18 protein-coding genes and 1 pseudogene are annotated in these 20,574 nt (G+C 36.0%); 6 read left to right on the forward strand and 13 right to left on the reverse strand.

Annotated elements, in window-relative coordinates; genetic code table 11:
• Positions 1-83: 83 nt before the first annotated feature.
• The 3 genes from R8749_RS09755 to R8749_RS09765 all read right to left on the reverse strand — a co-directional run bounded on the left by R8749_RS09755 (position 84) and on the right by R8749_RS09765 (position 2,248).
• Positions 84-551, reverse strand: coding sequence for a hypothetical protein (locus tag R8749_RS09755; protein ID WP_317696405.1), 468 nt, complete (start codon positions 549-551; stop codon positions 84-86).
• Between the two features lie 88 nt (positions 552-639).
• Complete coding sequence (locus R8749_RS09760) at positions 640-1,794, reverse strand: MalY/PatB family protein (RefSeq protein ID WP_317696407.1); 1,155 nt, start codon at positions 1,792-1,794, stop codon at positions 640-642.
• On the reverse strand, positions 1,784-2,248 hold the full coding sequence (locus R8749_RS09765; RefSeq protein ID WP_425613194.1) for a CopY/TcrY family copper transport repressor: 465 nt from the start codon (positions 2,246-2,248) through the stop codon (positions 1,784-1,786). The genes R8749_RS09760 and R8749_RS09765 overlap by 11 nt, the downstream gene beginning before the upstream one ends.
• Positions 2,249-2,357: 109 nt before the next feature.
• On the opposite strand from R8749_RS09765, the gene R8749_RS09770 reads away from it, so the two are divergent.
• The gene (locus R8749_RS09770; protein ID WP_317696412.1) at positions 2,358-3,209 is read left to right on the forward strand and encodes an aldo/keto reductase; all 852 of its coding nucleotides are present in this window, start codon (positions 2,358-2,360) and stop codon (positions 3,207-3,209) included.
• 10 nt (positions 3,210-3,219) lie between these two features.
• Here the strand turns inward: R8749_RS09770 and R8749_RS09775 are convergent, their stop codons facing one another.
• From R8749_RS09775 to R8749_RS09795, 5 genes are all read right to left on the reverse strand, one after another.
• Positions 3,220-4,344, reverse strand: coding sequence for a DUF3114 domain-containing protein (locus R8749_RS09775; protein WP_317696415.1), 1,125 nt, complete (start codon positions 4,342-4,344; stop codon positions 3,220-3,222).
• A 44-nt stretch (positions 4,345-4,388) separates the two neighbouring features.
• Positions 4,389-5,600, reverse strand: coding sequence for a C39 family peptidase (locus R8749_RS09780; RefSeq protein ID WP_317696416.1), 1,212 nt, complete (start codon positions 5,598-5,600; stop codon positions 4,389-4,391).
• 768 nt (positions 5,601-6,368) lie between these two features.
• Positions 6,369-7,166, reverse strand: coding sequence for a Cof-type HAD-IIB family hydrolase (locus R8749_RS09785; protein ID WP_317696417.1), 798 nt, complete (start codon positions 7,164-7,166; stop codon positions 6,369-6,371).
• A 7-nt stretch (positions 7,167-7,173) separates the two neighbouring features.
• Positions 7,174-7,929, reverse strand: coding sequence for an amino acid ABC transporter ATP-binding protein (locus R8749_RS09790; RefSeq protein ID WP_317696420.1), 756 nt, complete (start codon positions 7,927-7,929; stop codon positions 7,174-7,176).
• A complete protein-coding gene (locus R8749_RS09795) occupies positions 7,919-9,379 on the reverse strand; it encodes an ABC transporter substrate-binding protein/permease (RefSeq protein ID WP_317696421.1) in 1,461 nt (486 codons plus the stop codon). The genes R8749_RS09790 and R8749_RS09795 overlap by 11 nt, the downstream gene beginning before the upstream one ends.
• 223 nt (positions 9,380-9,602) lie before the next feature.
• Between R8749_RS09795 and R8749_RS09800 the strand changes: the two genes are divergently transcribed.
• The 4 genes from R8749_RS09800 to R8749_RS09815 all read left to right on the forward strand — a co-directional run bounded on the left by R8749_RS09800 (position 9,603) and on the right by R8749_RS09815 (position 16,925).
• Complete coding sequence (locus R8749_RS09800; RefSeq protein ID WP_317696424.1) at positions 9,603-12,134, forward strand: M1 family metallopeptidase; 2,532 nt, start codon at positions 9,603-9,605, stop codon at positions 12,132-12,134.
• 141 nt (positions 12,135-12,275) lie between these two features.
• On the forward strand, positions 12,276-14,102 hold the full coding sequence (gene spxB / locus R8749_RS09805) for a pyruvate oxidase (protein ID WP_317696425.1): 1,827 nt from the start codon (positions 12,276-12,278) through the stop codon (positions 14,100-14,102).
• Positions 14,103-14,222: 120 nt separating this feature from the next.
• A complete protein-coding gene (spxB, locus tag R8749_RS09810) occupies positions 14,223-15,965 on the forward strand; it encodes a pyruvate oxidase (protein WP_317696427.1) in 1,743 nt (580 codons plus the stop codon).
• Positions 15,966-16,058: 93 nt separating this feature from the next.
• On the forward strand, positions 16,059-16,925 hold the full coding sequence (locus R8749_RS09815) for an aldo/keto reductase (protein WP_317696429.1): 867 nt from the start codon (positions 16,059-16,061) through the stop codon (positions 16,923-16,925).
• 16 nt (positions 16,926-16,941) lie between these two features.
• Here the strand turns inward: R8749_RS09815 and R8749_RS09820 are convergent, their stop codons facing one another.
• The 5 genes from R8749_RS09820 to R8749_RS09840 form a co-directional block, all read right to left on the reverse strand.
• A complete protein-coding gene (locus tag R8749_RS09820) occupies positions 16,942-17,358 on the reverse strand; it encodes an HIT family protein (RefSeq protein WP_317696431.1) in 417 nt (138 codons plus the stop codon).
• Positions 17,359-17,371: 13 nt separating this feature from the next.
• On the reverse strand, positions 17,372-17,938 hold the full coding sequence (locus R8749_RS09825) for an NAD(P)H-dependent oxidoreductase (RefSeq protein WP_317696432.1): 567 nt from the start codon (positions 17,936-17,938) through the stop codon (positions 17,372-17,374).
• Complete coding sequence (locus R8749_RS09830; RefSeq protein ID WP_317696434.1) at positions 17,935-18,339, reverse strand: MerR family transcriptional regulator; 405 nt, start codon at positions 18,337-18,339, stop codon at positions 17,935-17,937. Before R8749_RS09830 ends, R8749_RS09825 begins: the two co-directional genes overlap by 4 nt.
• Before the next feature lie 93 nt (positions 18,340-18,432).
• A complete protein-coding gene (locus R8749_RS09835; protein WP_317696435.1) occupies positions 18,433-19,053 on the reverse strand; it encodes an HAD family hydrolase in 621 nt (206 codons plus the stop codon).
• Between the two features lies 1 nt (position 19,054).
• On the reverse strand, positions 19,055-19,816 hold the full coding sequence (locus R8749_RS09840) for a DeoR/GlpR family DNA-binding transcription regulator (protein ID WP_317696436.1): 762 nt from the start codon (positions 19,814-19,816) through the stop codon (positions 19,055-19,057).
• A 129-nt stretch (positions 19,817-19,945) separates the two neighbouring features.
• Here R8749_RS09840 and R8749_RS09845 point away from each other — a divergent pair.
• Positions 19,946-20,553, forward strand: a pseudogene (locus tag R8749_RS09845) (Type 1 glutamine amidotransferase-like domain-containing protein).
• Positions 20,554-20,574: the final 21 nt, after the last annotated feature.

Here is a 20,574-nt window from a genome sequence, read left to right on the forward strand (position 1 = left end):
GTACCAACCACGTCTTAAATATAAATGCGCTTACACTAAATGTCAACCTTTTATTTACGCATTAAAACTAAATCCGTTTGATCCTAGTCCTTATTTTCGCTATCATTTTTCTCACCAGCTTGGGCTTGAGATAACGCTATTCTCACGTCATTTAGAACTTGCTCAATTGGAAAATTAGGAATCTGATTTTCTTTAAGCCAGTTTGTAAAATCATCAAATTCTTCTGGCGGAAGAATCACTCCCCAATACCTTTGAACCTTTGTTGGCGGAAGATAAACATTATTAAAATCAACTCTTGTTTTTTGAGTAAAAACAAAAAGTTTTTTTGTGTTAAAGTGCTTTATATTTTCCCGCGTTTTAAAAATCATCATCTTAGTACCTTTAACGCCAATATACCCTGCGCCCGATCGTCCTAACCAATAATGATCAAAATCTCTCCTTTTTAAATCATCTTTTGCCATCCGGGTTCGATAATGGTTAGTAACAAAAATTGTTTCGACCAGAACTAAAATTGGAAATCCAATGATTCCTAAAACTACTAATATCATCATTAATCTATGGCTCCTTTCAGCCAGCTTTCAGCTTAATTGTACACGATTTCACAATACAAAAAAATAAGCACCAAGGGGTGCTTACCTTTTAGATAGCTTGGATTAACCGACTTAGTGCATCTTTTAACACTTTACGAGGATATGCGATACTGATCCGAAGAAAGTGATCCCCGTTGCCTCGATAAATTTTGCCGGGTGACAATATTAAACCTGTTTGATTACGAATCTCTTCAACAATTTCGATTGAACTTTTATTAATTAAGCTGCAGTCAAGCCACAGAAGATAGGTTGCTTGACCATTGACCAGCTTAATTCCATTTATTTTATTATCTAAAGTGTCTTCGACTAATTGTCGATTATCTCGCAAATAACTTTTTAACTCTTTCAGCCAAGGAGCTCCATAGCGATAGGCTGCAATTGTTCCTGGAATCGCCGTTAAGTTTGGCTCTGCAATCTCGTCATTGTTAAGTCCTCGATCAATCTGATAGCGCAAAAATGGATTTTTAACAATTACCGTTGCCGCATGAATAGCTGCCAAATTGAAAGTCTTACTTGGAGAAGTTAAAGAAATTGCCTGATTAGTCAGGCTCGGATCTATTGAAAAAAGCGGTGTATAACCATTTCCTTCAAGCACTAAATCACCATGAATTTCGTCACTAACCAAAATAACCTGATTTTCATTACAATAAGCTGCAATTTTTTCTAACTCTGATTTTGACCAAACATTTCCAGTTGGATTATGCGGGTTACAAAGAATCATCATTGTCGTCTGAGGTTCTTGCAATTTCTTTTTCAGATCAACAAAATCAATCTGATATTCTCTAGTTTCAGGATTATAAATTAACTTATTTTCTAAAGCTCTACGTCCATTATTCTCGATTGAATTAAAAAAGATATTATAGACAGGGCTTTGAACAACAACATTTTCTGCCGGGTGAGTTAAACGTCTGACGATCGAAGAGAGGGCTGGGATTACTCCCGTGGAAAACAACATCCAGTCTCGCTGAATTTCGGTCTGATGTTCACTATGAAACCAAGATTTAACCGCTGCAAAATAATCTTCTGAGGGATTTTCATAACCAAAAATTCCAGCTGCAACCTTATCTTTAAGCTCACTGATAATTTCGGGTGCTGTTTTAAAATCCATATCCGCCGTAGTTAATGGCAGTTCATTTTCTTTAACATCCCATTTACTAGAATTTGTTTGTCTTCGATCAATAATTTCATCAAAATTATAATTCATGACTTTCATCCTTTACTACCGCACAACAATCCATTTGGTATTCAAGCGGTACACAGTTACAACTAATTGTTTCGGGAGCCGTTTGATATTTATTTTCAAGCAATTGTTCTAAGCTTGAAATATCTGATTTTGAAAGAGGTGTATTTTTAATGAGTCTGTTTAGTGAAGATCCGACTTTCATTGCACAAATATTGCTAAAAAGATTTTTTGCCGCTTTATCGATTGCTTCATCCTCTGTAATATTAGATGCATAACAAAATTCGCGGCCTTCTTTTGTCGGTGTAAGAAATTCTTTTTTCGTTAGGCGGGCAAGAAGTGTTTTTGTAGTGGAATCTTTCCATTTCATCTTATCTTTTAATATTTTTACTAAGGTATTTGTCCTTGTCGGGCCAAGAGTCCAGATAATTCTCATAATTTCCCATTCAGCTTGGCTTATATCAACCTGTTCCTCCATCAAAATCTCCTTTCGTGATTATAGTCGATTCCTAGTCTACGTCCGTAGATTTAAAAGTCAAGCATCATTATTTCAAAATCTTGGTCTATAATTAATTTAAGAGGTAAAAATGAAAACAGTAATTTTAGCAGGCAAAAAAGTTCCCGCTATCGGGATTGGGACCTGGCATATGGGAAGTTCCCGTGATACTCACGATATCCAGCTTAAAGCCTTACAGGCTGGACTTGATTTAGGAGCAAAAGTCATTGATACTGCAGAAATGTATGGATCGGGCGACAGCGAGGTTCTTGTTGGCGAAGCAATTAAATTTTACGAAAGAGCAGACCTTTTTTTAATTTCTAAATTTCTACCTAGTAATGCAAGTTCAAAAAGAATTGAAAAAAGTCTCGATGATTCCCTTAAAAGATTACAAACTGACTATCTTGACCTTTATCTTTATCATTGGCGCGGAATGACTCCTTTAGCGGAAACCGTTAACGAACTTGAACGTCTAAAAGATACAGGAAAAATCCATAATTGGGGAATCTCTAATTTTGATACTAATGATCTCAAAGAACTTTGGGAACTGCCAAATGGAGAAAATGCTCAAACAAATGAAGTTCTTTATAACCTCGCCAGTCGAGGAATTGAATATGATTTGATCCCGTGGCAAAAAGAACATCATCTTCCGCTCATTGCTTATAGTCCTGTTGGCGCTGGAGTAGAAAATCACGGACTTGAAATCAAACAAAATCCCAACGTATTACGGGTGGCAGAGAAACACAATGCTACCAGTTATCAAATTATGTTAGCTTGGGTCATTCGTAACGGGGAAACGATTGCTATCCCGCAAACCAGTAACCCTGAACATATGAAAATAAATCTTGCAGCCGGTGAAATAACTTTAGATTCAGATGACTTGTTGTTACTCGATCAAGCTTATCCAAAACCGACGCACAAGCAAATTTTAGAACAACTTTAAAGCTCGCAAATTAAGCGAGCTTTTTATTGTAGAGACGATCGCGACCATACTTTTTATAATAATCAGCAAAACCTTTGTTCACGTTTTGCATCCGGCAAAAATCAACAAAATCACGATATTTTTGCAGGAGTTGTGACTCATCCTGCTTAACATAAAGCTGGTAATCATCCCAGGCTAAAATATCAGTTTCTGAATCTTGACGAACAATATCAGCATAATCACCAGCATTAACTGCATACCAATCATTTTCTGAGGTCCAGCGGTGTTCTGCCTTTAATTTGGTTCTTACATCATTAACGACTGGCTGATTAACATCAAGATAGCGGTGTTGAAATTTTGTACCCCCGTAACCGTAATTAAATGATTCTCCATCTAAAATATTTTCTTGCTCTAAATCAGTATAGTTATAGGTTAAATCCATCGTGCCATCGGGTAAAAGCCTCGTCCCTCTAACCCACTGACTAACGATTGAATGCCCTAAGTCCAAACTGAAAATAAACTCTGACATTTGGTTTTCTACTTCGATTTTAAAGTTTTTCTGTCTCGAAAATCCCTGTTCTTTAAGATACTTGGAGTGAAAATTAGCTTCTACTGAAAATTTCGGTTTGATATTTTTATTTTTTAAATAGCGCAAAAGTCCTTGATACATATTAGTTCGTTCATTTTGAGAATAATTAATTAAAAACCGCACGTTCTGCTGGTCAATGAGCTGACGAAAAATTTGCAGCTGACAACCTAATTGGTCATTAAGTCCTACATATTCGGGACCTTGATCTCTTTGAGATTCGAAATATGCCTGTCTAACCCATTTAGCAAAGTCACTTAAAAAAGGGTTGTCTGGTCCCATTTTAGGATCAAAGTGATAAGGTGCCTGTAAACTAAAATCTATTTCACCGTTTGTATTTGTGACAAGTCCCATGATAAAAGACAATACTTGCCGATAATTGGAACTTTTTTTAAACTGTGCTTCTATTAATAGAGAAAAAATCTCCGAACCAATAAGATGAGCCTGAATTAACTGATCTTTTAGATTATCGGAATTAATAACATTAATCAAAGTTTTTAACGCCCGACGATTCCAACCGTCACGCCTTAAACTTTCTATTTCTAATTTAATTAATTGTTCACTTTTCATTTTGAATTCTAAAAAACCAGCTTAAAACTAAGCTGGCTACTTTTTTAATTAAATGCAACTGCGTAATGATAAGGTGCATATGCTTCATAAAATTGAGTTTTTGAGATCCAATAACCACCTTTCATTGGATCAGAAACGTGAAATTGTGCATTATTATATCCATCGACCGTTAAAACATGAAGGTTGTCTACTGCCGCTCCCCAGAAATAACTAGAAAATTTTGGTTTTTGAAAGCCAACCGTAATCCATGCTACTACTGGATTACCCTTTTTAACCTGATCCGCAATATCGTCAACTGAAGCACCGCTGATATCCGTCACATCAGTATACTTAGAAACCCATGGTACAAAAGACGAAGGAAAAATTGTCTGAAATACACCTGAAACTGACTTATAAGGTGTTCCGGCAAATCCGTGATATGGGTTATCATCCGAAGAAATCGGCATTGTTTTAAGAAACTGCGGTAAATTCCAATCAGTCAACTTTCCTTTATAGTGCATTGCTTCTAGCGCTGAAGCTGCCTCACAGCCGTAAGGAGCATTATTGGTATATTGATTGATATATGGGATCCCCATGTTCTTACTATCTTCGTCGGCTGTGTAATAAGCGTAATCTCCATCAATCCATTGGTTACCGCCTAAATTAAACCAAACATGTCCACCATGTTGAATAGCCGAAAATACCCGCCAATTAGAATCATGCGGCAAATACCGATTTAACGGTTTGCGGGAATCAGTATAGCCGTCCCAAATCATAATGCCATAATTTGGTACATAATGGATGGAAACAATCCCATTAAGTGATAAAAGCTGATCATTTCCTGTAAAATTTAACGGTGTATTACTAACAATATTGGGAGTTTCTACTGTCCCGCTGGTTACTGTTGTATACTCATCACTTACCCACTGATTACCGCCTAGGTTATACCAAACATGTCCTTGGTAATACACTGCTTTAAAAACTTTCCACGCTGTATTATGCGGTAAATAATTACCCGTATTTTGTCTTTCTGCGCTATAAGTATTACGTACTGCAATCTTATATCCCGGTAAATAGTGAACTGTAATGACAGCATTTGAAGCAGCAAGTGAAACTGCGGTATCATTATCTGATAATTTAATATTTTTATTTTTGGCCTTCGTCTTTACAGTCGAAGGAATTTTGGTTTTAGCAAAAATTTCATTGCTGGGGGTGGCAAATATTGAAAACATTGCTAAAACTACTGCACATTTTCTAAGTTTATTTTTTTGAATCAAAAAATTCCTCCAAATTACTTACTTTTTGCAATATTCAATTGTTACCCTGAACTCATCCAAAGTCAAGCCGACAATTCAATTTGCTTGAAATCTTTAACTTATCTATAATCTTCACACTTACTAAAAGTAATTGTCAAGATTAGTTCAAATTATCATCACATTTATTGTTTATGATTAAATCATCAACAAAAAGGAAGGTGACTGCTAACAGTAAAATCAGAGAGTAAGATCTCATAATTTCTCCCCAATAAAATGATTTTTTTCATAATTTCTCCCCTAATAAGAAACCAGAACAAACGTCGTTCTGGTTTTTGCATTTTGAGAAATAAAATCTAAAATAAATATCAAACTTCTTTCATGCTTTTTTCATATTTTTTATCTATGATAATTATCAAGGTATTAAAGAAATATTTTAATACCTGAAAATGTACTATATTTATTTCTCCTTATAGATTATAAAATAAATTTCTCCCTTATAACAAACTAAACAACATTTTAATATCCCCCCAAAAAAGCAGAACAATCGTCGTTCTGTTTTTTAGTTTTCTAAGAAGCAACAAATGATCGATAATTATTCATAATAATTTCACAATTATTGGATATCATTAACTTGTAGGTTAAGTAAAGTGATTTACTCCCAAACATTAAAATTCATATTTTCCCTACATTCATTTGAATTTTCCCCCTAAAGTAAGTAATAACTTTTCGTAATTTTCTCCCCTAATACTTGAAAACCAGTGCAATCGTCGCACTGGTTTTTTGTTATCATTAATTTTTTTCTGTCATTAATTGATTTAAAACTTTAATTACCCCCAGATCATCGTTTGAACTAGTTCGGTATTTAGCCCACTTTTCCATTCCAATGGCATGATTGGAAACTAAATAGCTGTACTTAACTCTTTTTAACATTGAAGCATCGTTTTCGGCATCTCCAAAGGCCATCATTTTTTGCGGTTCAATTTTTAACTGCTCACCCAAAAATTTGACTGCACTTCCTTTGTTAATTCCTTTATTCATCACATCAACCGCCTCATCTGAGCCCACAACAACTGAATATTTTGTGCTAAGAGCTGGCTCCATCACTTGCTGATACGTTTTACGACTTTGTTGATCGATCGAAAATGCAGTGAATTTATCAGCTTCAACATTTAATTTAGACATATCATCAACTAACCGCAGCTCTTTAAAAAATGATGTTAACCGTTCAGCAACCCGCGGAAAATTAACCGGAATGTAGCCTGCATCTAATCCACAAACGATTGGCACTGCTTTAGTCTTTCGATTCACTAAAGAGATCATTGATTGATATTCGTTGACAGGAATTAAAGATTTAAATCTAATTTTCCCGTTATAATAAATTAAGCCCCCGTTATCACAAATCAGAACCATTTTGGGATCGGGAAATAAGTTTTTAAGTGTTATCAATGGCCTTCCACTGGCAATTGCGATGGTAACTCCTAAATCCTCTAATTGAGGTATCAATTCATAAAATTGCTTTGGAACTTCATTGTCGCTTGTCAAAAGTGTACTATCTAAATCAGTTAAAACTAATTGAACTTCCTTCATATTATACCTAAGCTGATCTTAAAACCCGCGCCAAGAAATCTTTAGTCCGATCTTCATTCGGATGGTTAAATATCTGCTCTGGACTCCCTTTCTCTAATATTTTACCACCATCCATAAACCATACTTGATCTGCCACTTCTTTAGCAAAACTCATTTCATGAGTAACTACAACCATCGTCATTCCACTTTGGGCTAAATCCTGCATTACCTTAAGAACTTCTCCTACCATTTCAGGATCAAGCGCACTGGTTGGTTCATCAAAAAGCATTACATCCGGCTGCATGGCTAAAGCACGCGCTATCGCAACCCGCTGCTGCTGACCGCCAGAAAGGCTTGCCGGATAAACGTCAGCTTTTTCAGATAAACCAACTTGCGATAATAATTTAACCGCAATTTGTTCAGCTTCGTTTTCACTCATTTGTTTAACTTTTAACGGTGCTAATTTAAGGTTTTCCTTAACAGTTAAATGAGGAAAAACATTATAACTTTGAAATACCATTCCCATTTTTTCTCGAATCTGATCAAGTTCCTTATCTTTTAGAGCAGTTAGATCAGTTCCTTCAAAAATAATTTTTCCATCAGTCGGTTCATTCAATAGGTTAAGCGAACGCAAAAAAGTACTTTTTCCACCACCAGAAGCTCCAATAACTACAATTACATCCCCTTGATTGATAGTTTCTGAAATATCATCAAGCACTAAATTATCTCCAAATTTTTTGGTTAAATGTTCAATTTTTAATAATTCTTTTGATTCAACTGTCATGTTTCATTTTCCTTTCGAAGTGTAATAATACTTTAGATAATCCAAACGTCATAATAAAGTACAAGATCATCGCAACAACAATCGGCGCTACTCCTTTATAAGTTGCTGTCTGAACTGCCCTCAATTGGTAAATAAGATCTGTAACTCCGATAATGGAAACAATCGAACTTTCCTTAATTAATGAAATAAATTCATTTCCCAAAGACGGCCAAATATTTTTAATCGCCTGAGGCAAAATAACACTCTGCATTGTTTGAAGACGTGATAACCCTAAACTTCTGGCAGCTTCGGTCTGTCCTTTTGGAATACTATTAATGCCTCCTCTAATAATTTCTGCAACATAAGCAGCTGAATTTAGAGATACCGCGATAATACCGGAAAGAAGTGCCGGGATGTTGATAAATAATCCTAAACCAAAATAAACAAACATAATCTGAACCATTAAAGGTGACCCTCTGATAAATTCAATATAAGCAACCGCAATATCATGTAGAACTTTATTTCTGCTTAATCGCATCAATGCGAAAAGCATCCCAATTAAAACTCCGAAAATTGCTGAAACTACAGAAATAAGTAATGTATAGTACACCCCATTGGCAAAATATTTCCAATAATGAAGCATTGAAGTGTTACTAGTATTGCCTGCCATTAATTTCCCAGCATCACTCAAATATTTATCAATCAATTTATCTTTTTTAATTTCTGAAAGGCTTTTATTGACAGCCTGAGCTAAAGTTTTTGCTCCCTTTGGAAAAGCGATTGCTGTTCCCGCTTGATCACTACCTAGATCAAAACCTCCCTTAATATAAGCAAGTGAAGGGTCATTTTTCACGTAAGCTGTTGATACTGCCGATTCTGCGACAATTCCTTCAATTTTATGAGATTTTAAAGCAAGGACTAAATCTGTTACTTTTGTTAAATAACGTCCTTTACTCTTTTTCATTTGTTTTTTTATTAGATCAGACTGTAAACTTCCACTTTGAGCTCCGACAGTTTTATTAGCAAATGAATCTTTATCATGATATAAATGCTCATCTGCTTTATTAACAATAATGCCTTGTCCTGATTTATAGTAAATATTTGAAAATTCAACTGATTTTTCCCGCTCAGCTGTCGGACTCATTGCTGAAAGAACCATGTCAATTTTCCCAGTTTCAAGCCCCACTAAAAGAGAATCAAAATCCATTTTCTTGATTTGTAGTTTTACCCCAAGATCTTTGGCAATTTTTTTAGCAATTTCAACATCCATCCCAACAACTTGCTCTTTACCGTGCTGATTAACTAAAAATTCGTAAGGTGGATAATCTGGGCTAGTCCCCATAATTAAAACTCCCTTAGATTTAATCTTATCTAGACTATTATCAGCTGCATGAACTGAAGTAAAGGTCCCGCCTAAAATTAAAAGTAAAAAACTTAACCCCAAGATTAGCCGACTAAATATTCTTTTCATTTTCAACCCTTTCTACCGAATCAGATTATCCACTCGGTACCACATTTTCAATGCGGTGAATTTTATTGGTATAATTATACATCCTCTGTCAAGTAAAAACTTGTTTTTTTAAAATTTATTCAAAAATAACGATAAATAAATGCATTTATACATTTAAAATTATAATCATAAAAGAGTTAATTAGCGGTATGATAAAACTAAACCAAAATTCAAAGGAGTATTCATGAGCGAATCAAAACATTTTTATGAACTATTTCAACCATCCCATTACGATGTTTTTATTGATATTAATCGACAAAACAAGACTATCAAAGGGACTAGCACGATTACAGGGGATGCAAAGGAAAATAAAATTGCAATTCATCAAAAATATTTAAAAGTTTCCTCTGTCGAAGCAAACGGCAAGGTAGTAAACTTTTCACTTGATAATGCAAATGAAGCAATCCAAATTGAACTTTTTCAAACAGGTCAAACCGTTATCAAGATTGATTACACTGCACCTTTAACCGATACAATGATGGGAATTTATCCGTCTTATTTTCAAATTAACGGTGAAAAAAAGCAGTTGATTGGTACTCAATTTGAAACTACTGCTGCCCGCCAAGCTTTTCCATGCGTCGACGAACCTGAAGCCAAGGCAACTTTTTCTCTTGCTATTAAATTTGACGAACAGCCAGGTGAAACAATCATTGCCAATATGCCGGAAAACCACGTAGAAAATGGCGTTCACTATTTCGACGAAACCCTTAGAATGTCTACTTATTTAGTTGCGTTTGCATTTGGCGAAATGCAAAATAAACAGACTACAACAAAAAGTGGGGTCAAAATTGGCGTTTTTGCTACTAAAGCTCATCAAGCAAAAGAATTGGACTTTGCCCTTGATATTGCTAAACGTTCAATTGAATTTTATGAAGACTTTTATCAAACACCGTATCCACTACCTCATTCATGGCAGTTAGCTTTACCTGATTTTTCAGCCGGTGCAATGGAAAACTGGGGTCTTGTGACTTACCGAGAAGCATACTTACTATTAGATCCTGACAACACGTCTTTAAGTACCAAACAACAAGCTGCAACCGTCATTGCTCACGAGTTAGCTCATCAGTGGTTTGGTGATTTAGTGACAATGAAGTGGTGGGATGATCTTTGGCTTAACGAAAGTTTCGCAAATATGATGGAGTACGTTTGTATTGATGCAATTGAGCCTGACTGGCACATTTGGGAACTATTTCAAATTTCAGAAGCTCCAGCTGCACTTCAACGTGACGCAATCGATGGAGTTCAATCAGTCCATGTTCAAGTTGAAGATCCGGCAGAAATTGATTCAATTTTTGACAGTGCTATTGTCTATGCAAAAGGAGCCCGTCTATTAGTAATGGTGCGTTCTCTTTTAGGAGACGATGCACTTAGAAGTGGTCTTAAACAATATTTTGATGCTCATAAATACCATAACGCCACCGGTACTAATCTCTGGAGTGCTTTAGGCGATGCTTCTGGTCTTGATGTTGGAAAAATAATGAACTCATGGTTAGAGCAGCCAGGATACCCTGTGGTTAGCGCAAGCGTAATTGATGGACAACTTACTATTTCCCAAAAGCAATTCTTTGTGGGTAATGGTAATGATATTGGTCGAAAATGGCAGATTCCATTAAACAGCAACTATAATGCAGCTCCTAAAATTTTTACTGAAGAAAAGATGGTTCTTGGTAACTATAAAGAACTGCGCAAAAGTGCAGGTATTCCTTTTAGATTAAATGTTGGCAATAACTCTCACTTTATTGTTAATTATGACGATCAATTGTTAAATGATATTTTAGATGAAGATAATAAACTCGATTCCATCTCGCAATTACAAATCCTACAAGATCTGCGCCTCTTAGCTGAAGGAAAACAGATTTCATATGCCAAAATTGTTCCACTATTACCTCGTTTTGCTAAAAGCAATTCACAAATTGTAAGCGCTACTATGTATCGAATTGCTGACAAATTAGAAGAATTTTTAGTGCCCGATTCACCTGAAGAGAAATATTTTAAAACTTTTATCAATCGTCTTAGTTTCGACCAAGTTAAACGATTGGGCTGGCAGCCAAAAGATAACGAAACAATTGATGATCAGCTAATGCGTCCAGGAGTTTTAAATGCTTCCTTGTATGCTAAAAATCCTCAAACGATTACTGATGCTCATCAGATATATACCAATCAGCTCAGTGATCTTTCAAAGATATCAGCTGCAATTCGTCCTTTAGTTTTAATGAGTGAAATGGATAATTATGGCTCCGCAGAACTTTTTGAACAATTTTTTAAACTTTATCAAAAAACTTCTGATGCTAGTTACAAAACTGCTCTTCAACTAGCAATTACCAGTACCAAAGACTCAGCATTGATTACAAAAATCATTGACGAATTTAAAAACGCTGATGTTATCAAACCCCAAGATTTACGCGGCTGGTTTAGAAATGTTTTAAATAATCCCAAAGGAGAACAAGCTGCCTGGGGCTGGCTTAGAGATAACTGGCAGTGGTTAGAAGATACTGTTGGCGGTGATATGGAGTTTACAACTTATATTACAGTCGTCGCCTCCATCTTTCACACTTCAAAGAGACTCAAAGAATTTAAAGAATTCTTTGAGCCTAAAATTAACACTCCTGGTCTCACTAGAGAAATTAAGATGGATCTTAATTTAATTGATTCCAAGGTACAGTTGATTGAAAGCGAGAAGGAATCAGTTATTGAAGCAATTAAAACAGCTAGGTAATTTAGCTGTTTTTTTATTTTGAAATTCATTTTAGATAGATCCTGTTATACCGAAAAAATATTTTGACAAATAAATAAAACAATGTTATCTTACTTATTGTAAGCGATTACTTATAATAGTTCTAAATTTAAGAGGTAAAAAATGGCTAATAAAATAAGCGGTGCAGATGCAATGTTGAAAGTGATCGAGTCGTGGGGTGTCGACCATGCCTATGGTTATCCTGGCGGTTCTTTTGACTCAACAATGAATGCATTACATAATCAACAGAATAAGATTAAGTTTATTCAAGTAAGACATGAAGAAGCAGGTGCATTAGCTGCTTCAGCAGAAGCAAAATTAACTGGCAAAATTGGCGTGTGCTTCGGATCTGCTGGACCTGGTGCAATTCATTTATTAAATGGATTATACGATGCTCGTCATGATCACGCACCAGTCCTCGCTATTGTTGGCCAAGTTCCATTAGCTAGTATGAATCGTGATATGTTTCAAGCAATGGACGAAGAACCAGCATTTTTAGATGTTGCTGCATGGGCTAAAACTGCAGTAAATGCGCAAAATCTTCCTGAATTAGTTGATGAAGGAATCAGACATGCTTATAAATATCATGGGGTTTCCGTTTTAGTATTGCCAAAAGATTTAGGCTGGGACGAAATCGATGATACTTATATTTCAAGTGCACGTGATCACATGGCACCTATTTATCCTGATCCAGAACCAAAGAAAATTGCTGAAATTGCTCAGCTAATTTCCAAAGCAAAATCACCGATTATTTACTTTGGACGGGGAGCTGGACATGCAGCTGATGAATTAAAAGCAGTTTCTGAAAAATATAAGTTACCTTTAGTATCTTCATATTTAGGTAAAGGAATTCTTGAGGATTCATACCCTGCATACATGGGAACAACGGGAAGAGTTGCTAATAAATCAGCTTTTGATGTTGCTTTTGGCGCTGATTTACTTCTTTGGGTCGGAAATGACTCTCCATTTTCAAGAGCTTTGTTTAATCCTGAAGCCAAAGTGATTCAAGTAGATATTGATTCAGAGAAAATTGGTAAACGTCATCCGGTTGAAGTTTCAATTTTAGCTGATGCTAAAAAAACTCTTGCAGCACTTGCTAATTACGGTGAAGACTTAGAACCAACTCCATTTTATAAAGCTGCTCTGGCAGATAATAAGAACTGGCGTGATTGGGAAGACAGCTTTAAAGACGATCAAAGTACCCCAATTAGACCAGAGCCAGTTTTTGATACGCTTAATAAAACGGCTAGCGATAAAGCAATTTTTGCTGTGGATGTTGGTAACGTTAATATTGATTTTGAACGATTAGCTAATCTTCATGGCGATCAAAAGTGGACAACTTCTGGTCAGTACGCAACAATGGGTTATGGACTTCCAGCAGCAATTGCCGCCAAGGTTGCTTATCCTGACCGCGACGTTTATAGCTTAAACGGAGATGGCGCATTTGCCATGTTAATGGAAGAAATTTTAACTCAGGTTAAATATAATCTTCATATTGTTAATATAATTTTCAGTAACGAAACTCTTGGATTCATCGAAGCCGAACAGCGTGACGATACTAATCAAGCATTATCTGGAATTGATATTATCCCAACTGATTGGGCAATGGCTTGTAAGGGCTTAGGAGCAAAGGCTTATACTGCTCATACCCCACAAGAATTTAAAGATGCAATGGCTGCTGCTAAAAATGATAATGGCCCTGTCGTGATTGATGTTAAATATACTCATGAAATGCCATTTACCACGGTTTACATGTTCCTTGATCCAGAAACTCAACCAAAAGAGAAAGTTGATGCTTTTGTCAAGAAATATCAAGCACAAGATTTAAAACCATTTAGTCATTTCTTAAAAGAGGCAGGTGAACCTAATCCTGAAGGATTCTATCGGCCTAAAGATGGATTTTGGACCACCCATCGTGATATCCTTGGAAATTCTGAAACTAAACCATAAAACATTAAAAACTCATCTTAAATTAAAGGTGAGTTTTTTTGATTTAAGGATTTTGACAATGATTATTGGTAATGTTAGGCTTACCCTGTGAAAACGTTTCAAAGAAAAAGAGGTTACAAAATGGTTAATAAAATTAGTGGCTCAGATGCAATGTTAAAGGTAATTGAATCATGGGGTGTCGATCATATTTTTGGATATCCCGGCGGATCTTTTGATTCAACAATGAATGCCTTATATAACCAAAGCAATAAAATTAAATTCATTCAAGTACGACACGAAGAGGCAGGTGCCTTGGCTGCTTCAGCCGAAGCAAAATTAACTGGTAAAATTGGTGTTTGTTTCGGTTCCGCTGGTCCTGGGGCAATTCATCTTTTAAATGGACTATACGATGCCCGTCATGACCATGCACCAGTCTTTGCCATCGTTGGTCAAGTCCCATTAGCTAGTATGAACCGGGATATGTTTCAAGCAATGGATGAAGAGCCTGCATTTTTAGATGTCGCTGCTTGGACTAAAACTGCCGTCAATGCGCAAAATCTCCCTGAACTTGTCGATGAAGGAATCAGACATGCCTATAAATATCATGGCGTTTCTGTTTTAGTATTGCCAAAAGATTTAGGCTGGGCGGAAATTGACGACACTTATGTTTCAAGTGCTGCCGATTATAATCCCCCTATTTATCCCGACCCTGATCCTACAAAAATCGATGAAGCGATCCAATTAATTAAAGAGGCAAAACGGCCACTTATTTATTTTGGACGTGGAACAAAAAAAGCAGCTGCCGAATTAAAAGCTGTTTCAGAAAAATTTAAGATGCCGTTAATTTCAACGTATTTAGGCAAAGGTGTTTTAGAAGATAATTATCCTTCTTACTTAGGTGTTACCGGAAGAGTTGCTAATAAGCCTGCTGTTGAAGTCGGGTTTAATGCTGATTTAATTCTTTGGGTCGGCAGTGATTCTCCATTCTCCCGAGACCTTTTCAATCCAATGGCTAAATCAATTCAAATTGATGTCGATTCTGAAAAAATTGGCAAACGTCATCAGGTTGAAGTACCAATTCTTGCTGATGCAAAGAAAACTCTCGCAGCCCTTGCTGCAAAAGGGGAAGAATTAGCACCCACACCGTTTTATCAAGCAGCGTTAGCTGACAGAGAAAACTGGCGTGAATGGCAGGAGAGTTTTAAAAACGACCCCGAAGTACCATTGCGTCCGGAGCCAGTATTTAATATCATTAATCAAACCGCTAGTGACAAAGCAATATTTGCAGTTGACGTTGGAAACGTTAATATCGATTTTGAACGTTTAATCAGCCTTCATGATGAACAAAAGTGGACTACTTCCGCGCAATACGCCACGATGGGATATGGATTACCAGCTGCAATTGCTGCTAAAATCACCTATCCGCACCGAGATGTTTTCAGCTTAAGTGGTGATGGTGCTTTTGCGATGTTAATCGAAGAAATTTTAACGCAAGTTAAATACAATCTTCATATTATTAATATTGTTTTTAGCAACGAAACTTTGGGATTTATTGAAGCTGAACAACGTGATGACTCCAATCAGCCACTTTCTGGCATTGATATTATGTCAACGGATTGGGCTGCAATCGCTCGTGGAATGGGAGCTGAGGCTTATACTGTTAAAACATTAGATGATCTAAAGGCCTCAATGGCAGCAGCCAAAGAAGCCAGCGGACCGGTCGTTATTGACGTTAAATATACGCATGAAATGCCTTTTACAACAATTCATATGTTCTTAGATCCTGAAACTCAGCCAAAAGATAAAGTCGACGAATTCGTTGAAAAATACCAAGCACAAGCTCTGAAACCTCTTAGTTATTTTTTCAAGAAATTCCAAGCTTAAAGAATTAGCACTCCTAACCGGGGTGCTATTTTTCTAATTCCCCATTTGACTTAAAGTTAACTTTAAGTAATAAAATAACTACGGAGGTATACTATGACTATTTTTGATGAAACAGATACTTTAAATAATGGGGTTAAAATCCCTCGTTTTGCTCTCGGGGTATGGGAAATCCCTGACGGAGAAGTCGCTAAAGCGGTCGAGAGTGCAATAGATCTTGGTTACCGTCATATTGATACAGCGCAAGCTTATGGAAATGAACGTGGCGTGGGAGAGGGACTGAAAAATTCTAGCATTCCCCGTGATCAAATTTTCGTTAATTCTAAGGTTGAAGCAGAACTAAAAACCTACGATGAGGCCAAAAAATCAATTGACGAATCCCTAAGTAAGTTGGATTTAGATTATCTTGATATGATGATTATCCATAATCCTCAGCCTTGGAAAGAAGTTAATCAGTCCGATGATCGTCACTTTGAGGGCAACCTTGAAGCTTGGAGAGCGCTTGAAGATGCAATGAAGGAAGGTAAACTTCGGGCAATCGGAGTTTCAAGTTTCCAAAAAATTGACCTTGAAAACATTATGAACAACAGCAGTACCAAACCGGCAGTAAACCAAATTCTTTGTCATATTGGCGCTACTCCGATGGATTTAATCAAGTATTCCCAAGATCAAGGGATTGTGGTCGAGGCTTTCTCACCAATCGCACATGGTGCCATGATGCAAGACGAGCGAATTAAACAAATGGCTGACAAATACAACGTTAGTGTTCCACAACTTGCAATCCGCTATGACTGGCAGTTAAATACTGTCGTTTTGCCAAAAGCCGCTAATCCTAAACATATGAAATCAAACGCTGAAATCGACTTTGTGATCTCTGATGAAGATATGAATACTTTAGAAAGCATTAAATCGATCGATTATGGTGCATCTAGCAAGTACCCTGTTTTTGGCGGTAAATATTAAAAATAAAAAACTGGAGTTAAAAATTGCTCCAGTTTTTTATTTTTCTATATACTTCATCTCGATCAAGTTGATTCTTCTCTTCTAAGTGCGGCCACGCATCAATTCCGTCATGATCTTGGCGCAAGATTAAATGAAAATGCAGATGATTTACCGATTGACCCGCTGCTTTACCGCTGGCACAAAGGAGATTAACCCCCGCATATCCGCAATCATTAATAACATGATCACTAACTTTTTTAATAGTATTCTGTAACTCTAGCCAATTCTCTGGATCAATCGATGTAACGTCAGTGGCATGCGTCTTTGAGAAAGCCAGTAAATGTCCTGAAACATCTTGCTCTTTAGCCATGATTATCATCGACGAATCATTTTCATAAACGATTTTGGCTGGAGATTCATGGTTTGCGATTTGGCAGAAAATACATTGTTCCATATCTAACCCCCACTTAAACTATCGCCTTTGATTTATTAGCTATTTTCTTAATAAACTTTTCCCGAGCCCGAGGTTTATTTTTGGTAGAGTACAAAATATCTCGTCGTACATTTTTAAATCCACAAGCTTTTAAAACAAACCATTGAAGTGATTTCCCATAATCCTGTAAAAACGGGCGTGAAAAAGCTGGCGCATCACAAGTTGTGATAATCCATGCTTTTTTATTTTTAAGAAGACCTACCATCCGCTTCCCTTCATATTGGTAAGCAAAACCTTGAACAAATACTCGATCGATAAATCCTTTAAGAATAGCAGGAACACCAGCCCACCAAATTGGAAAAATAAAAACAATTTCGTCAGCCCAAGTTACTAAATCACGATATTTTTTGGTAGATGGATCATCATTCAATAAATGACGCGGATGCTCTTGATCAAATTTTAAAGCCGGATCAAAATTATCCTGGTAAAGATCAAGGACTTTAACATCGTTATTAAGTTTTAAATTATCACGTGCAGTTTTTAAAATACTATAATTTAATGATTTATGATTTGGATAACTATAAATAATTAAAATTCTCATGCCTGCTCACCTCCATTTATATTCCAGATTAAATTATTTGCTTTACTAAATTCCTTATTTTCAACCGCCGACATAATCTGTTCAGTTATGTCGTTTAGATTTTGATAAAACTTGATTAGTTCTTTGAACTGACCGTTTTTCTTATTTAAAAAAGAAATTGAATCTTTGTAACAAGCTTCTGATATTGGTGAATTAAGTAAATTAAGAACCAATTGGATTTCGTTAAGGTCTAAACCTGCATACTTAAGTGTTTGAATTATTTGAATCTTTTTTAGATCTTCTTTGTCATAATCACGATACCCGTTATTGCTGCGAGTCGGCGAAACTAAACCTTTTTTGTCATAGTAACGAAGTGTATCTTTTGAGCAATTCGTAACTTTAGAACACTGATTAATATTCATTTTTCAGACCTTTCTCGGTTTTGCTAAGAATAACATTAAAGTCAAGTCCAAGGTCAAGTGTGATTGATAAAATAACAAGTAATTAAGTAGGTTTTATTTTATTTCTAATAAATCTTGGGGTTTTGTCAGCAGATAATCTGATTCTTGTAATTGTTCGTGCGCTCCCCAGCCAGCTAAGGCAAATTTTGCTCCTGCTTGATGAGCTGATTTAAGATCATAAGCTGTATCCCCGACGTAAAGAAATTGATCTGGTGAAATGTCCAATTTAGAAAGTGCAAATTTAATCGGAGCTGGATCAGGCTTATGTTTAGTCGTATCTGAAGCCGTCACAACTAATTCAAAATGATCGTTTAGCCCAAACGGAGTAAATTCATGCTCAAACTCATGTTTCGTCTGAGAAGTAACAATTCCAGTTCTTATTTTTAAAGGGATCAATTCATTTAACATTTTTAAAATTCCTGGAAAAATTTGGTATTCATTTTGCCGCTTTATCGTTTTTTTCGTCCAGTTATCAGCAATTTTAGCTTTAATTTTAGGATCTTTAGTAAATTTATCTAACGCTCTTTCGCCAGGAATCCCTAACACAAAAGTTAAATCTTCAGTTTTCACTGTCAAATTCAAAACTTCCTTTAAAACTTGTTGTAAAGTTTCAGTAATTACTTTTTCAGTATCAATAATCGTGCCGTCTAGGTCAAAAAAAATTGCTTTTAACATCTTAATCCCCTTCAATAATCTCAACATTTTGTTCTTTTAATTCTGTCGATAAGTCTGCTGGTAAACTTTCATCCGTTATACAATAGTCAATTTGATCTAGTTTTAGCCCGATATAATTATGCTTAAGACCAATCCTAGAATGATCAATGACTAGTGCAATCTTTTCTGATTGTCTGCGAATTTGCTGTTTAAAAGTGATATCTTCCGGGTATGCGTAATAAACTCCATCAGCAGTTATTCCGGGAGCACTAATAAAAGACATATTAAAATTAAAGCCAAACATATCTTTTAATGCAGCCGAATCAGTGGTTGCTCTTCTATCACGAAGATAATAACCTCCCAATAGTCGCACCTGAGCTTTAGTTTTTCTTAAAAGTTGATCAGCAATATCAATCGAATTTGTAACAACTGTAGTTTCTGGTTTTAGTTTAAGATACTCTGGAATTGCTTCTATAGTTGTCGAAATATCTAGGTATATTTGATCAGCATTTTTCAGCAAACTTGCTGCCTTTTTTCCTAATCTTCTTTTTAACGGCGCTGACTCTTTTTCTCTAGTCAAAAAATCATCTAATCTTTTAAATGTATGCGGAAGACTAATTCCTCCATAATTTCGTTCTACTTGATCATTTTCCGCAAGTTTTACAATATCACGGCGTGCTGTATCACGAGATGCTCCCGTCAACTCCATGATTTCTTTCAAGGTTAACGAATGATGATCTTTAAGTTTTTCCATCATTAATTCTAGTCGTTGGATTTGCTGCATAATTTCCTCTTTAAGCATATTTAAGTTAATTTAATTATAAACTTAAACTAGCTTAATAGTCAATTTTGTTTTAAAATATCCTTTCCCGTATAATGAACTGAAAATGGAGATAATTAGATGAACAAAAAAATGTTTCTTGCATCAGCTTTTAGCGATGTTGCAGCACTTCTGCCTGACTTTGAGCCAAATCTTGTTGGCAAAAAAGTTACTTTTATTCCGACTGCCAGCAAGGCTGAATTTATTGGCTTTTTAGTCGGATTAGAAAAGCGTACTTTCAAAAAAATCGGACTCATCGTTGACGAATTAGACCTCGCAAAATCCTCAACTGAAGAAATTAGAACAAAAATTAACAATAATGATTTGATTTATATCAGTGGCGGCAACACATTTTATTTACTGCAGGAACTTAAACGCACTGGCGCCGATCAGATTATCATCGATGCCGTAAATTCAGGGAAACTTTACATTGGGGAATCAGCTGGATCAGTAATTACATCCCCAACATTGAATACATCAGCTTAATGGACAGCGTCAAAAAAGCGCCCGAATTAACTAATTTCGACGCTTTGAATTTAATCGATATTTATCCCTTACCGCACTATGAAAGCAGCCCGTTCAAGAAAGTTACAAAAAATATTGTGAACGAATACTCTTCAAAGATTAACCTCAGAGCAATTACCAATCAGCAGGTAATTCTAGTTGAGGAAAACCAATTTACGATTCAATCTGCAAAATAAAAGGCACCCCTAAAGGTGTCT

Origin of the sequence: Xylocopilactobacillus apis, from assembly GCF_033095965.1 — a bacterium.
Classification (GTDB): domain Bacteria; phylum Bacillota; class Bacilli; order Lactobacillales; family Lactobacillaceae; genus Xylocopilactobacillus; species Xylocopilactobacillus apis.

Bases quoted from the DNA above. Each gene is read 5' to 3' on its own strand.
- R8749_RS09800 (WP_317696424.1), top strand. From the start codon at position 9,603: ATGAGCGAATCAAAACATTTTTATGAACTATTTCAACCATCCCATTAC.
- R8749_RS09785 (WP_317696417.1), bottom strand. From the start codon at position 7,166: ATGAAGGAAGTTCAATTAGTTTTAACTGATTTAGATAGTACACTTTTG.
- R8749_RS09790 (WP_317696420.1), bottom strand. From the start codon at position 7,929: ATGACAGTTGAATCAAAAGAATTATTAAAAATTGAACATTTAACCAAA.
- R8749_RS09770 (WP_317696412.1), top strand. From the start codon at position 2,358: ATGAAAACAGTAATTTTAGCAGGCAAAAAAGTTCCCGCTATCGGGATT.
- spxB (WP_317696427.1), top strand. From the start codon at position 14,223: ATGGTTAATAAAATTAGTGGCTCAGATGCAATGTTAAAGGTAATTGAA.
- R8749_RS09765 (WP_425613194.1), bottom strand. From the start codon at position 2,248: ATGGAGGAACAGGTTGATATAAGCCAAGCTGAATGGGAAATTATGAGA.
- R8749_RS09835 (WP_317696435.1), bottom strand. From the start codon at position 19,053: ATGTTAAAAGCAATTTTTTTTGACCTAGACGGCACGATTATTGATACT.
- R8749_RS09755 (WP_317696405.1), bottom strand. From the start codon at position 551: ATGATGATATTAGTAGTTTTAGGAATCATTGGATTTCCAATTTTAGTT.
- spxB (WP_317696425.1), top strand. From the start codon at position 12,276: ATGGCTAATAAAATAAGCGGTGCAGATGCAATGTTGAAAGTGATCGAG.
- R8749_RS09825 (WP_317696432.1), bottom strand. From the start codon at position 17,938: ATGAGAATTTTAATTATTTATAGTTATCCAAATCATAAATCATTAAAT.
- R8749_RS09830 (WP_317696434.1), bottom strand. From the start codon at position 18,339: ATGAATATTAATCAGTGTTCTAAAGTTACGAATTGCTCAAAAGATACA.
- R8749_RS09775 (WP_317696415.1), bottom strand. From the start codon at position 4,344: ATGAAAAGTGAACAATTAATTAAATTAGAAATAGAAAGTTTAAGGCGT.
- R8749_RS09760 (WP_317696407.1), bottom strand. From the start codon at position 1,794: ATGAATTATAATTTTGATGAAATTATTGATCGAAGACAAACAAATTCT.
- R8749_RS09795 (WP_317696421.1), bottom strand. From the start codon at position 9,379: ATGAAAAGAATATTTAGTCGGCTAATCTTGGGGTTAAGTTTTTTACTT.
- R8749_RS09815 (WP_317696429.1), top strand. From the start codon at position 16,059: ATGACTATTTTTGATGAAACAGATACTTTAAATAATGGGGTTAAAATC.
- R8749_RS09820 (WP_317696431.1), bottom strand. From the start codon at position 17,358: ATGGAACAATGTATTTTCTGCCAAATCGCAAACCATGAATCTCCAGCC.
- R8749_RS09840 (WP_317696436.1), bottom strand. From the start codon at position 19,816: ATGCAGCAAATCCAACGACTAGAATTAATGATGGAAAAACTTAAAGAT.